Genomic DNA, 13,577 nt, shown 5'->3' with positions numbered 1-13,577 from the left:
CCGCATATGAGTATTTCTTTTGTACGCATTGACGATCGCGTGATCCACGGGCAGCTCATTACACGCTGGGCCAGGGAGCTGCCCTGCGACGGCATCGTTGCCATTGACGATGCCGTTGCGGCCGATCCGCTGTTATCGTCGGTCATGAAAGGAGCCGTATCAGATACTAAAGTGTGGCTGTTCGATACGGCAACCGCGATCGAAAAACTGCCAAAAGTGATTGCCAGCGAAAAGCGCTATTTCGTGATTGGCAAATCTCCACTCACGCTACAGCGCATTGAGCAGGCGGGCATTAGCCTGAAAAACAGCAACGGAAAAATTAACGTGGGCCCGATGAGCGCCCGGGCTAACACGATCACCATCGGCCCGAATCAATCGGTAACCCAGGATGAAGCGGCGGCGTTCGAGTGGCTGACCGGGCAGGGACACGCGATTGAATTCCGCCTGGTTCCTGATGCCAGTTTTTATACCTGGCAGGATGCCAGACAAAAGCTGAAATAAGGAGCAGATCATGATTATCGAAGCGGCTTTAATTGGCCTGCTGTGTTATCTGGGCGCACTCAGTAGTCCGTGGCTTTTAGGGCTGACGGGCGGCTGGTATCTCATCTCCCGACCGCTCATTTCCGGGATGCTGGTTGGCCTGATCCTGGGCGATATCAAAACCGGGATTATGATTGGCGTAGCGGTGCAGGCGGTGTATATCGCAATGGTGACACCCGGCGGCTCGATGCCAGCAGATTTAAACTTTGTGGCTTATCCGGCCATTGCGCTGGGAATACTTTCCGGCAAAGGACCTGAGGTTGCCGTCGCGCTGGCGGCGACTATTGGGATCGCCGGAACCATTCTCTTCAATGCGATGATGGTGCTGAACTCCTTCTGGAACCATCGTGCGGATGTGGCGCTGGAGAACGGCGACGAGCACGGGATCTACCTCAACAGCGCCATCTGGCCGCAGGCGATGAATTTTGTGCTGCGCTTTGTGCCTACCTTTATCGCCGTCTTTTTTGGCGCACAGTACATTAGCGGGTTTATGGACAGCCTGCCGCACATCGTCCTCTCCACCATGAATGTGCTGGGCGGCATCTTGCCCGCCGTCGGTATTGCCATCCTGCTTAAGCAGATCATCAAAAGCTATACCATGCTTATCTACTTTCTGGTGGGCTTCGTCTGCATCGTTTTCCTGAAACTCAATATGGTCGCGCTGGTGATCGTGGGCGCCCTGCTGGCACTGATTCATTACAACTATAAACCCGAGGCACCGCAGGCCGTGGCTTCAGCACCTGTCCCTGACGACGAGGATGAATTCTGATGGAAGAACGTAAACTCACCCGCAAGGATCTGCGCCGCTGCTGGCGAGCGTGGATGATGCACAACCTCTCCTCAATGAGCTTTGAACGCCTTGAATCCTTCGGCTTTTGCCTGAGCATGCTGCCGGTCGCAAAAAAGCTCTATCCCGACCCGGTACAACGTACCGAGATGCTGCGCCGTCACGCGTCGTTCTACAACACGGAGCCACAGATTGGCGCGATCGTTAACGGTATGGCGCTGGGGCTGGAGGAGAAAAAAGCCAACGGCGAGCCGATTGACGGTGAAACCATAAATACCCTGAAGGTAGGCCTGATGGGGCCAATTGCCGGGATCGGCGATTCGATGATCCCCGGCATGCTGATCCCGATCCTGCTTAGCATTGGGATGGCGCTGGCGGCAGGCGGAAATATCCTCGGTCCACTGTTTTATACCGTTGCCTGGCTGGCCATCATTATCCCTGGCTCCTGGTTCCTGTTTCTCAAAGGCTACCAGATGGGATCAGGCTCCGTGGAGATGCTGGTCAGCAGCAAATCTACCCGGCTACGGGAAGCGCTCTCGCTACTGGGCGTATTTGTCATGGGCGGCGTGGCGGCCAGCTACGTGAAGCTCGGCACCGGGCTGGAGTTCATCACCCGGGACGGGGTTAACATTCACGTTCAGCAGATGCTGGACGGTATTTTCCCGCAGCTGCTTCCGCTGGCGGTGGTGCTGGGGACCTGGTATCTGATGGCAAAACGCGGCGTGTCGCCGGTAAAAGCCATGATATTGCTGCTTATACTTGCAGCGCTTGGCGTGGCGTCCGGTTTGTTTGCAGGATAAGAAAACCGGGGCAATGCCCCGGCTTCTTTATGGATGGAAGTTATTCCACAGTTCTGTGACTTTATCCGGACGCGAAATAAACTGGAACCGTGCGGGGTCATCAATAAACTGCTGATAAACAGGCGCATCAGTAATGCCAAATTCCGGATAACTTCTCGGCGTAATCATCTGCAAGCGCCCTGGTCTGTAGTGACTGTTATGCTGCCAGACAATATGATTACCCTGAACTAAGGGATACCAGGCCAGACCTTTTCGTGCACGAACGGCCTCATACTCAAAGCCATATTCCCGATCGCACCACGCACCAAACGTCAGCGGCTCATTGGGCGAGGCCGAAATCGTCGCATGGCCCCATCCGGGAGGGACCAGTACCTTTTCACCCGGCCCCGCGAGTACCGCAAAACAACGTCCCGGATCGTCGTCCACATACTCCTGCATGTAGATAATCGCTTTACCCTGCCAGATTTCGTACAGCTCAGGGGGCGACCATCCGCTGTGCTGGCTAATACGGTGAACATGTCCCTGGCTGCGGACCGGCTCATCGCCAAGCGTGCCTGCCGCGTAGGTGACCACACCAAAAAGCAGCATGCGTTTTTCGAGCTCCGGCCTGTCCGCCAGACGCGCCACGTCCATCGCGATGGCATACACCTGTTCAGGCCCTTCGCAGTCCGGATTGCGCAGCGACGGGCGGATCTGATCCAGCGTTCTGATCTCCGGCATCGGCCCGGTAACATCCTCTCCGTAGCAAAAACCGAGCGGCTGACGGGTGATGGTCATATCAAGGCCATAGTTAGCCATGGCGCACCTCGTAACCTTCCCCGGAGGCAAAGATCCGCAGGGTGAAGCCCTCTGCCAGCGCCGCATAGTCGTGTCCCGCAATGCTCGGCCAGACGGCAAGGGAGGATAGCGTCTCGTTGCCAGTGTTAATCAAACGATGCGCTGTAAAAGGAGGAATAATATGCACGGAGCCAGCCGTCACCTGCTCAAGCCGCGCGTCGCCCGCCTCCGTTTGCAGCAGCAACAAGCCACATCCGCGCAGGCCAAAATAGACCTCGCCCTGTTCGCGGCGCTGATGAAAATGACCGCGAGTCATAAAGAACTCATCGCCCACGTTACCCGCACGCAGGTGAGTTACCCCAACGAAGAGTGCCCCTTCCCCTACGGGCGAGCCCAGTACGTCTACGTCATACACACTTTTTTGAGGATTGCCGCACTTCCACGCCTCGCCGTCTGCGAAGATCCCAGGAAGATCCGCAAGACGAGTCGTTTTGCGGATAAGCGGCCCGCCGGCTAGCGCGCCGGTAGCCCACGTCAACTGAGGTGGCAAAAAGATGTCTGAATTCATATCGCTCTCCGGCCCGAGGAGAACAGCAATATCATGATGGCAGATTAAACGATTAACCTAGTGATAAAAGCGTCAATATTGATGGTGAATCACAGTTAACCAGAAACAAAAATGCCGGAGGCTTTCGCCACCGGCATTTTGAAGATTGAGAGGACATTATTCCACTTCGCGGGCGTCGATTCGCAGCTCTTTCGGCACTTCGAAGACAATGTTCTCTTCACGGCCTTCCAGCGGCACCGCTTCGCCACCGCCCAGCTCTTGCAGGCGGGCAATGACGTTTTGCACCAGGATATCCGGCGCTGAAGCGCCTGCGGTAACACCGACGCAGGCCGCGTTTTTCACCCACGCTTCCTGAATGTCCGTTGCGTCGTCGATCAGAAAAGCTGCTTTCCCCATACGCTGCGCCAGTTCGGCCAGTCGGTTGGAGTTAGAGGAGTTTTTCGAGCCGACCACCAGCACCACATCCGCCTGTTCAGCCAGGGCGCGTACGGCTTCCTGACGGTTGGTGGTTGCATAGCAGATATCATCTTTGCGCGGCCCGACGATTTTCGGGAAGCGCTGGCGCAGGGCGTCAATCACGTCTGAGGTGTCGTCTACGGAAAGCGTCGTCTGGGTCATAAACGACAGACGGGCTTCGTTTTTCACGTCCAGCGTAAAGACATCTTCCGGTGATTCGACCAGGTACATGCCCCCTTCCGGGTTGCTGTACTGGCCCATGGTGCCTTCAACTTCCGGGTGACCGGCGTGACCAATCAGAATTGACTCTTCACCACGACGGCTGGCGCGCGCCACTTCCATATGCACTTTTGTCACTAACGGACAGGTGGCATCGAATACGGTCAGATCGCGGCTTTTCGCCTCGTTGCGTACCGCCTGAGAGACGCCGTGCGCGGAGAAGATGAGGATTGCGCCGTCCGGCACTTCGCTGATCTGCTCGATAAAAATCGCACCGCGCTCGCGCAGGCTGTCGACCACGTAACGGTTGTGCACCACTTCGTGACGCACGTAAATCGGCGCGCCGTAAATCTCCAGCGCGTTTTCAACAATGCTGATAGCGCGGTCTACACCGGCGCAGAAGCCGCGCGGGTTAGCCAACAGGATCTGCATTTTACTCCTCCAGTGCCGGATCGATCTCCAGCACTTCGACATCAAAATGAACGGTACGCCCGGCAAGCGGATGGTTGAAATCGACGGTGATAGAATCGCCGTTGATTTCTCGGATCACGCCAGGCATTTCGCTGCCGTCCATAGCGGTAAAGAGCATAATCGCCCCGATTTCTGGTTCACCCGCATCCATAAACTCACGACGCGAGAAATACTGGATCAGGTCCGGGCTTGGCACGCCAAATGCCGCATCCGGCTCCAGCGAAAACGCTTTTTTCTCGCCCTCTTTCAGACCCAGAAGCTGCTGCTCAAGGCCTTCAGACAGGGAGGTGTCACCCAGACGAAACAGCGCCGGTTTGCCATTGTTGCGGGTGGATTCGGCCGTGGAGCCGTCATCCAGCTTCAGCGTGAAATGAACGAGAACCGCGCTGTTGCTCTGTACGGATTTAGACATGCAAATTGCTCGCTTGTTTTGGGTCACCTGTTGCCCGGTGGCGCTACGCTTACCGGGCCTACGGGGGCCACAAATTCTGTAGGCCGGGATCGCTACGCGTCACCCGGCTGGTTTTGTTACGCCTGCTCTTTCGCGGCCGGTTTAGGCAAGAAGCCTTCCAGCACGATTAACGCCGCACCAACGCATATTGCGCTATCGGCGAGGTTAAAGGTCGCGAAGTGCCAGTCGCCAACGTAGAAGTCGATCATATCGACCACAAAGCCGTGCCACAGGCGGTCAAACAGGTTACCCAGCGCGCCGCCAATGATCAGCGCGTAGGCGATATTATTCAGCTTTTGCGTGGCCTTTGAGCGGTACATCAGCACCGCCAGCACGACGCAGATACCGATAGCGATACCCGCGAAGAACCAGCGCTGCCAGCCACCGCTGTCGGCAAGGAAACTAAACGCCGCACCATAGTTGCGGGCATAGTGCAGGTTAAGCGACGGAAACAGCGGGACCGTATCCCCCAGAGCGAAATTCTGGAGGATCAGGAACTTGCTGCCCAAATCAATAATCAGCACCACCACCACCAGCCACAGCCAGCGCAGTCCTGTTGAACAGAGAGTTTTACTCATCAGGCAAACTTACGTTTTTCGCCGTCACCGGCGACGTTGCTTACACAGCGTCCGCAGATGTCTGCGTGTTCCGCCACCTGACCGACATCAGTGGTGTAATGCCAGCAACGCGGGCATTTCTCACCGTCGGCTTTGCTCAGTGCGACCTTCAGGCCTTTGAGCAGCTCGCTCTGCTGAGCATCAGCAGTAGCTTCGGCATAATCCGCAACTTTCGCACCGGAGGTCAACAGGACAAATCGTAATTCATCGCCCAGCGCGGTCAGTTTGGCCGCCAGCTCCGGTTCGGCGTACAGGGTCACGGTCGCTTCCAGAGAGCCACCGACTTTCTTGTCAGCGCGCGCCTGCTCGATAACCTTATTCACTTCGCCACGCACTTTCAGCAGCTCGTCCCAGTAGGCATCGTTCATTGCTTCAGTGCTGGAGAGGTCGAACAGACCTTCGTACCACTCGCCGGTGAAGACATACTTCTCGCGGTCACCCGGCAGGTAACCCCAGATTTCATCCGCGGTGAAGGACATGATCGGCGCCATCCAGCGTACCAGCGCCTCTGCGATGTGGAACAGCGCAGTCTGGCAGCTACGACGCGCCACGCTGTCCGCTTTCGCGGTGTACTGGCGGTCTTTGATGATGTCGAGGTAGAACGAGCCCATCTCGATGGAGCAGAAGCGCATCAGGCGCTGCACCACTTCGTGGAAGTCGTAAGACTCATAGGCTTTAAGAATATCTTCCTGCGCCGCTTTCGCGCAGCCTACCGCCCAGCGATCGAGCACAACCATCTCTTCCGGCTTCACCATGTCTTTTACCGGATCGAACCCGTTCAGGTTCGCCAGCAGGAAGCGCGCGGTGTTACGAATACGACGATAGCTGTCAGCAGCACGTTTCAGGATCTCATCAGAGACCGCCATTTCGCCGGTGTAGTCGGTAGAGGCCACCCACAGACGCAGAATGTCCGCGCCCAGTTTGTTCATCACGTCCTGCGGAGAAACGGTGTTACCGATAGATTTGGACATCTTACGGCCCTGACCATCCACGGTGAAGCCGTGGGTCAATACCTGGCGGTAAGGTGCTTTACCCTTCATGGCGGTGGAGATCATCAGCGATGACATGAACCAGCCGCGGTGTTGGTCAGACCCTTCCAGATACATATCGGCAGCGTGACCAGCAAACTCCGGACGCACATCAACCACGGAGGAGTGGGTAGACCCGGAATCGAACCACACGTCCAGGGTATCCGGCACTTTCTCGTAGCTGTCTGCGTCAGCGCCCAGGATGTCGCGGGCGTCGAGATCCCACCACGCCTGAATGCCGTCAACTTCGACGCGCTTCGCCACTTCTTCCATCAGTTCCAGAGTGTTCGGGTGCAGCTCCTGCGTCTCTTTATGTACGAACAGAGACATCGGCACGCCCCAGGTGCGCTGACGGGAGATACACCAGTCAGGACGGTTAGCCACCATGGATTCGATACGCGCCTGGCCCCAGTCAGGGATCCACTGCACGCCTTTGATCTCTTTCAGAGACTGCGCGCGCAGGCCTTTCTGGTCCATGCTGATAAACCACTGCGGGGTTGCACGGAAGATGATCGGGGTCTTGTGACGCCAGCAGCACGGATAGCTGTGCTGCATTTTCTCAACGTGCAGCAGCGCGCCGCTGGTGCGCAGCATGTCAACGATGATGTCGTTAGCTTTAAAGACGTTGATGCCGTCCAGCGCCGGGTACGTGCCTGGCAGGTAAGAGCCGTCCGGACCAACCGGGTTAGCGATTTCCAGACCATATTTCAGGCTGATGTTGTAGTCGTCAGGACCGTGGCCACCGGCGGTATGCACCGCACCGGTACCCGCGTCCAGCGTGACGTGGTCGCCCAGGATCGCCGGAACGTCGAAGTCCAGGAACGGGTGTTTGAAGCGCATCAGTTCCAGCGCGTCGCCTTTTACGGTGCCCAGCACGGTGTAATCGGTGATGTTCGCGCGTTTCAGCACGCTTTCGACCAGGTCTTTCGCCAGGATAACCGCACGGCCATCAATCTGCACCAGCGCATACTCAAACTCGCCAGAGAGGGAGATCGCGCGGTTAGCAGGCAGCGTCCACGGGGTGGTGGTCCAGATCACCAGAGAGATCGGGCCGCTTACACCAGGCAGACCAAATTTAGCTTTGATCGCATCCTGATCGACCGCTTCGAAGGCCACGTCGATAGAAGGCGAGGTTTTGTCGTAATACTCCACTTCCGCTTCTGCCAGCGCAGAGCGGCAGTCGACGCACCAGTGCACCGGCTTCGCGCCTTTGTGCAGGTGACCGTTGCCGATGATTTTACCCAGCGCTCGGATGATGTTGGCTTCGGTTTTGAAGTCCATGGTCAGGTACGGGTGCGACCAGTCGCCCAATACGCCCAGACGGATGAAGTCAGCGCGCTGACCGTCAACCTGGGTGGCAGCGTATTCGCGGCATTTCGCGCGGAATTCTGCGGCGGTGAACTTCTCACCCGGCTTACCGTACTCTTGCTCAACTTTCAGCTCGATTGGCAGACCATGGCAGTCCCAGCCCGGAACGTAAGGCGAGTCATATCCCGCGAGTCCTTTGGACTTCACGATAATGTCTTTCAGAATCTTGTTTACAGAGTGACCAATATGAATGCTGCCATTCGCATATGGAGGGCCATCATGCAGAATGAAGGTTTTTTTGCCTTTTTTGGCTGCACGAATGATGCCGTACAGGTCATCATCGGTCCAACGCGCCAGCATTCCCGGTTCACGCTTGGCGAGATCGCCGCGCATCGGGAACCCTGTTTCCGGCAAATTCAGGGTTGATTTATAGTCACTCATCAGATTCTCGGTTCCGTATTTATCACGTAGGCAGTTAAGCCGGTTCTAAAGCCCAAAAAACTCGCGGGCCGTTAATTCATCTCGCGCGATTTGCGCCTTAAGTTCATCCAGCGAAGCGAATCGCTGTTCATTGCGTATTTTTTTACGCAGTATCACATCTATATGGCGACCATACAGGTCCATTACAACGTCCAGCAGGTGTACTTCTAACTGTTGACGCACACCGGCAACCGTTGGACGTGTGCCAATGTTGGCGACGCCGTAGAAAGGCTTCTCGCCCAGTCCTGCCACTTCCACCGCATAGACCCCTTTAACCGGGGAGACCTGACGACGCAGCGGTATATTCGCCGTCGGGAAACCTATCGTGCGGCCCAGCGCATCGCCATGGACCACGCGACCTGAAATTGTGAACGGGTGACCCAGCAGCGTTTCTGCCGTGTCCAGTTCATCGTTCGCCAGCGCCTGACGTACCGCCGTGCTGCTGACGCGCACGCCGCCCTCACAGAAGGTCATCGTGCTGGTGACGTCAAACCCGTACTCCAGGCCAGCCTTCTGTAATAACAAGAAATCGCCCTGACGACCAGCGCCAAAGCGGAAATCATCGCCCACGGCGAGAAACTGCACGCCAAGCTGCCTGACCAACAGGTCGCTGACAAAATTTTGTGCGGTCAGCGCGGCAAAACGACGGTCGAACCGTACGCACAGGACGTAGTCCACCCCTGACTCCGCCAGGTAGCGTAACTTCTCACGCAGACGCGTCAGCCGCGCGGGGGATTTCTCGCCTGCAAACAGCTCCAGCGGCTGAGGCTCGAAAATCATCACCACGACGGGCAGGCCTCGCGCCTCGCCTTCTTTACGCAATCCCTGCAACAGCGCCTGATGCCCACGATGCACGCCGTCGAAATTACCAATGGTCAGCACGCACCCGTGCGGGGCTTGACTGAGATTATGTATGCCGCGTATCAGCTTCATGACTGGCTCAAAACAGTGAAAATCGCCAAAGTATACCTTGTACAGCGGTTAAGGTTAACCGGCGATTGTTCACGCTAAACAGAAAGCCGTATGATTTCATCACGCTGACCTTTCGCAGCAAAAAAATCTGTCCGCGAACTGCGATTTTTACGCCGAAAAGCTGTATTCACGAACGACAAGCTGGTAGAATCCTGCGCCATCACTACGTAACGTAGCGTCGCCACATTAACGGCGCTTATTTGCACAAATCCATTGACAAAAGAAGGTATAGAGGGCATATTCCTCGGCCTTTGAATTGTCCACATAGATCATATTTGGGAGTTGGACCTTGGCTAATATCAAATCAGCTAAGAAACGTGCCGTTCAGTCTGAAAAGGCTCGTAAGCACAATGCAAGCCGTCGCTCTATGATGCGTACTTTCATCAAGAAAGTATACGCAGCTATCGAAGCTGGCGACAAAGCTGCAGCGCAGAACGCATTTAACGAAATGCAACCAATCGTGGATCGTCAGGCTGCTAAAGGTCTGATCCACAAAAACAAAGCAGCGCGTCATAAAGCAAACCTGACCGCGCAGATCAACAAACTGGCTTAATCGCCACTTGTTGTTGCTTGTTTGAAAGAACCCGCTTAACGCGGGTTTTTTTATGTCTTCAGATTACCGGCGGCGTAAACAGCGCCGAATAGTCGCGATTGCAGATTCGCTGCACCGCCGGGTGCTGAATCATCCTTTCGGCGAATATGGCGTGATACTCTTCCATCACGTTATCCACCCTGCCGATCTCGGTTATTTTGTCGTCTGAATAGAGATCGTGCGCGTACAGCGTCGGAGCAACGAAGATAGCGTTATGCGCTTCGCCAAAGGCTTTCATCAGCGCCGCATCGTCGAACTCACCGAGAATTTCTACGTTCAGCCCCTGCGAGTTAAACCAGTTCAGCAGCTTCCGTCCGAGCATGGACCTCCGACCCGGCACCAGCAAGCGGCGCTCTTCCAGGCAGGCAGGAAACGGTTTTTCCGGTGGCGGATTGATGCACCAGAAACTGACGCCGCATTCGCCAATTTTCACCGAGAACAAGCCTTCCTGCTGCGTGGAATCGATAGGGCAATCCGAAATAATCATATCCAGCTTATGCTGGCTCAGCTGTTCAAGCAGCATCTCGTGAGTGGACTCAAAGCAGCGTAAATGGATCTGTTCATCTTCCACCACCGCCGCATCCAGCACGCCACTCACCAGCCGTTTGGACAGCGCATCCGCCACCCCCACGTCAAAAAGCAGGTTAGACTCTTTGCGGTAGTTGACGATATCCAGCATCTCCTGGCTCAGGGTGAACATTTTATCCGCATAGCGGAACACCAGCTCGCCCAACTCACTGGGCTCAATCCCACGGCCCTTGCGCTTGAACAATTTGCCCTGTAACCGCTCTTCCAGGGCTTTGATTTGCCCGGTAATGGTTTGTGGCGTCAGGTAAAGCGCTTCTGCCGCCCCCACGACCGAGCCCTGTTTATAAACGTGCCAGAAGTAATAAAGATGGTTGTAATTCAAATGAGACATCGCGTGTTCTCTCCCTGAGTGTGTATCGGGAGAAGGAGCCCCCTCCTCCCGGTTTTCCGTTATGCCTGGACAGCCTGTCCGGACAATTTCACCTTCAACAAGGTATAACCAATGACTGCGGCCAGTAATGACCCGATGAGAATGCCGAGTTTTGCCCAGACGATAAGCTCAGGCGCATTTGCGCCAAACGCCAGCGTCGAGATAAAGATCGACATGGTGAATCCAATACCGCACAGCACGCCGACGGCCATAATCTGGCTAAAGGTGGTCCCGTTTGGCAATGACGCCAGCTTCAGCTTCAGCGCCAGCCAGCAGAACAGGCTGATGCCCAGCGGCTTACCGATAAACAGACCGGCGATGATACCCAGCGGCAGCACGGAGGTGAGTCCGTCCAGGGTAACCCCGGCCAGGGAAACACCCGCGTTGGCAAACGCAAACAGCGGCAGGATCATAAAGCCCACCCACGGATGAAGCACATGCTCCAGCTGTCTGGCAGGCGATTTGCCGTCCTGCTCCTTCAGCGGAATAAAGAAGCCAACGATGACGCCCGCCAGCGTGGCATGCACGCCAGACTTCAGCACCGCCGTCCACAGCACCATGCCCACCAGAATATAAATACCCGTACGTCGGACGTTGAAGACGTTCAGCAAGGCCAGCACCACAATAGCCACGGCCGCCACGCTCAGCGACAGAACCGACAGATCGCTGGTGTAGAACAGCGCGATAATCACGATAGCGCCCAGATCATCGATAATCGCCAGCGCCATCAGGAAAATTTTCAGTGCTACCGGGACGCGGCTACCGAGCAAGGCTAAGACCCCGAGCGCAAACGCGATATCCGTTGCGGCCGGGATCGCCCAGCCGTCACGCGCAACCGGATCCTGCCACGCAAACGCGAGAAAGAGCAACGCCGGAACGATCATCCCGCCAATCGCCGCGATCACCGGAAACGCCGCGCGCTGACGGCTGGCAAGCGAACCGATCACCAGCTCACGTTTAACCTCCAGACCCACCAGCAGGAAGAACACCGCCATCAGCGCATCGTTGATCCACAGCAGCATGTTCTTGTTAATTTCCAGCGCCCCGACTTTCAGCTCGACGGGCGTTTCCAGAAATGCGTGATAGAGATCGCGCGTCATGCCCATATTGGCGAGCAGCATAGCGGCCGCAGCAGCAATAATCAGGATGACGCCGCCGGATGCCTCACTGCTAAAGAAACGGTGTAGTAATTTCACGTTTAAACTCTCTTTTACAACAATACCTCGGTAAAACCATAATATCAGCGCAAACAGATCGGTAAAAACAGATTAATATTGGGTATATATTCAGTTTAACCGAGGAATAACGCTATAAACAAAAAGCCCGGAATCGCTTCCGGGCTTTAAAGGATAGTAACCAGCTGGCGGGTTAGCGGGTTAAATCGTCGAAGAATTTTTTGACGCCATCGAAGAAGCTTTTGGAGCGCGGGCTGTTTTTCTCACCCGTCGGGCCGCCAAAGCTTTCCTGAAGCTCTTTCAGCAGCTGTTTCTGCTTATCGTTCAGGCCGACCGGCGTTTCCACGACCACGCGGCATAACAGGTCACCCTGCGCGCCACCGCGAACGGATTTAACGCCTTTGCCGCGCATGCGGAACAGCTTCCCGGTCTGGGTTTCGCCAGGGATTTTCAGGTTAACGCGACCGTCCAGCGTCGGCACTTCGATTTCGCCACCCAGCGCCGCCATCGCAAAGTTGATCGGCACTTCACAGTACAGGTTGTTACCTTCACGCTCGAAGATGGCGTGCTGCTTCACCTGAACCTGAACGTACAGATCGCCTGCCGGTGCGCCGTGCTCGCCGGCTTCACCCTCACCTGCCAGACGGATGCGGTCGCCCGTATCCACGCCTGCCGGGATCTTAACGGACAGTGTTTTGGTTTTCTCCACGCGACCGTGACCGTGGCATTTGGTGCACGGATCTTTAATCAGCGTACCGCGACCATGACAGTGCGGACAGGCCTGCTGCACCGCGAAGAAGCCCTGGCGCATCTGCACCTGACCGGAACCGTGACAGGTTGGGCAGGTCTGTGGCTGAGTCCCCGCTTTCGCGCCGCTGCCGTGGCAAACGTCACACTCTTCCAGCGTCGGAATACGGATCTCTTTGGTGACGCCGCGAACCGCTTCTTCAAGCGTCAGCTCCATGTTGTAGCGCAGGTCTGCGCCGCGCGCCGCGCGCTGACGACCACGTCCGCCGCCGAAGATATCGCCAAATACATCACCAAAGATATCGCTGAAATCAGCGCCGCCGCCGAAGCCGCCGCCACCAAATCCACCGCCGCCCATGCCGCCCTGTTCAAAGGCCGCGTGACCGTACTGATCATAGGCCGCACGTTTTTGTGCATCGGTCAGGACTTCGTAGGCTTCTTTAATCTCTTTAAATTTGGCTTCAGCCTCTTTGTCACCCTGATTACGGTCAGGGTGGAATTTCATGGCCAGGCGCTTATACGCCTTTTTGATTTCACGCTCTTCCGCAGTTTTCGGAACGCCTAAAATCTCGTAATAGTCTTGCTTTGCCATTGGTTTTTTTAAGCCCCTTAACATGCGAGCACGGGCGTG

General features: G+C 56.1%; 14 protein-coding genes and 1 pseudogene. 4 read left to right on the top strand and 11 right to left on the bottom strand.

Going from position 1 to position 13,577, the window contains the following annotated elements:
• Positions 1-6: 6 nt before the first annotated feature.
• Genes ACOTX5_RS17990 through ACOTX5_RS17980 form a run of 3 tightly spaced genes read left to right on the top strand, consistent with a single transcriptional unit; the run spans position 7 to position 2,127 of the window.
• On the top strand, positions 7-501 hold the full coding sequence (locus tag ACOTX5_RS17990; protein ID WP_015572639.1) for a PTS system mannose/fructose/N-acetylgalactosamine-transporter subunit IIB: 495 nt from the start codon (positions 7-9) through the stop codon (positions 499-501).
• A gap of 10 nt (positions 502-511) precedes the next feature.
• Complete coding sequence (locus ACOTX5_RS17985; protein WP_032620888.1) at positions 512-1,309, top strand: PTS mannose/fructose/sorbose/N-acetylgalactosamine transporter subunit IIC; 798 nt, start codon at positions 512-514, stop codon at positions 1,307-1,309.
• The gene (locus tag ACOTX5_RS17980; protein WP_015572637.1) at positions 1,309-2,127 is read left to right on the top strand and encodes a PTS system mannose/fructose/sorbose family transporter subunit IID; all 819 of its coding nucleotides are present in this window, start codon (positions 1,309-1,311) and stop codon (positions 2,125-2,127) included. Before ACOTX5_RS17985 ends, ACOTX5_RS17980 begins: the two co-directional genes overlap by 1 nt.
• Before the next feature lie 27 nt (positions 2,128-2,154).
• Here ACOTX5_RS17980 and ACOTX5_RS17975 read toward each other — a convergent pair whose 3' ends face one another.
• The 8 genes and pseudogenes from ACOTX5_RS17975 to ACOTX5_RS17940 all read right to left on the bottom strand — a co-directional run.
• Entirely contained in the window at positions 2,155-2,925 is a 771-nt protein-coding gene (locus ACOTX5_RS17975) for a glucose-6-phosphate isomerase family protein (protein ID WP_045911001.1), read from the bottom strand.
• Entirely contained in the window at positions 2,918-3,472 is a 555-nt protein-coding gene (locus ACOTX5_RS17970; protein ID WP_017383813.1) for a glucose-6-phosphate isomerase family protein, read from the bottom strand. The genes ACOTX5_RS17975 and ACOTX5_RS17970 overlap by 8 nt, the downstream gene beginning before the upstream one ends.
• Before the next feature lie 156 nt (positions 3,473-3,628).
• Complete coding sequence (gene ispH, locus ACOTX5_RS17965) at positions 3,629-4,579, bottom strand: 4-hydroxy-3-methylbut-2-enyl diphosphate reductase (RefSeq protein WP_017383814.1); 951 nt, start codon at positions 4,577-4,579, stop codon at positions 3,629-3,631.
• Between the two features lies 1 nt (position 4,580).
• Positions 4,581-5,030, bottom strand: coding sequence for an FKBP-type peptidyl-prolyl cis-trans isomerase (gene fkpB / locus ACOTX5_RS17960; protein WP_015572634.1), 450 nt, complete (start codon positions 5,028-5,030; stop codon positions 4,581-4,583).
• A 116-nt stretch (positions 5,031-5,146) separates the two neighbouring features.
• Positions 5,147-5,647, bottom strand: coding sequence for a signal peptidase II (gene lspA / locus ACOTX5_RS17955; protein WP_003856452.1), 501 nt, complete (start codon positions 5,645-5,647; stop codon positions 5,147-5,149).
• Entirely contained in the window at positions 5,647-8,463 is a 2,817-nt protein-coding gene (ileS, locus tag ACOTX5_RS17950; RefSeq protein WP_032670587.1) for an isoleucine--tRNA ligase, read from the bottom strand. Before ileS ends, lspA begins: the two co-directional genes overlap by 1 nt.
• Positions 8,464-8,508: 45 nt before the next feature.
• Positions 8,509-9,435 carry a bifunctional riboflavin kinase/FAD synthetase gene (ribF, locus tag ACOTX5_RS17945; protein WP_003856456.1) on the bottom strand — a complete coding sequence of 309 codons (927 nt, stop codon included), beginning with the start codon at positions 9,433-9,435 and terminating at the stop codon, positions 8,509-8,511.
• Positions 9,436-9,442: 7 nt separating this feature from the next.
• Positions 9,443-9,648 (bottom strand): annotated as a pseudogene (locus tag ACOTX5_RS17940) (DUF2575 domain-containing protein); the annotation flags it as partial.
• A gap of 115 nt (positions 9,649-9,763) precedes the next feature.
• Here ACOTX5_RS17940 and rpsT point away from each other — a divergent pair.
• Positions 9,764-10,027 (top strand): 30S ribosomal protein S20, encoded by a 264-nt coding sequence (gene rpsT, locus ACOTX5_RS17935; RefSeq protein WP_003856458.1) that lies wholly within the window; start codon positions 9,764-9,766, stop codon positions 10,025-10,027.
• A 58-nt stretch (positions 10,028-10,085) separates the two neighbouring features.
• Here the strand turns inward: rpsT and nhaR are convergent, their stop codons facing one another.
• The 3 genes from nhaR to dnaJ form a co-directional block, all read right to left on the bottom strand.
• Positions 10,086-10,985: a transcriptional activator NhaR gene (gene nhaR, locus ACOTX5_RS17930; protein ID WP_017694543.1), complete on the bottom strand. Its 900-nt coding sequence runs from the start codon at positions 10,983-10,985 to the stop codon at positions 10,086-10,088.
• A gap of 59 nt (positions 10,986-11,044) precedes the next feature.
• On the bottom strand, positions 11,045-12,220 hold the full coding sequence (gene nhaA, locus ACOTX5_RS17925) for a Na+/H+ antiporter NhaA (RefSeq protein WP_017383817.1): 1,176 nt from the start codon (positions 12,218-12,220) through the stop codon (positions 11,045-11,047).
• A 172-nt stretch (positions 12,221-12,392) separates the two neighbouring features.
• The gene (dnaJ, locus tag ACOTX5_RS17920; RefSeq protein ID WP_014830600.1) at positions 12,393-13,538 is read right to left on the bottom strand and encodes a molecular chaperone DnaJ; all 1,146 of its coding nucleotides are present in this window, start codon (positions 13,536-13,538) and stop codon (positions 12,393-12,395) included.
• Between the last annotated feature and the right edge of the window lie 39 nt (positions 13,539-13,577).

This window comes from Enterobacter cloacae complex sp. IR5441 (assembly GCF_049238215.1).
In the GTDB taxonomy this organism is placed as follows: domain Bacteria; phylum Pseudomonadota; class Gammaproteobacteria; order Enterobacterales; family Enterobacteriaceae; genus Enterobacter; species Enterobacter hormaechei_C.
This window is presented reverse-complemented; position numbering and strand designations above follow the sequence as displayed.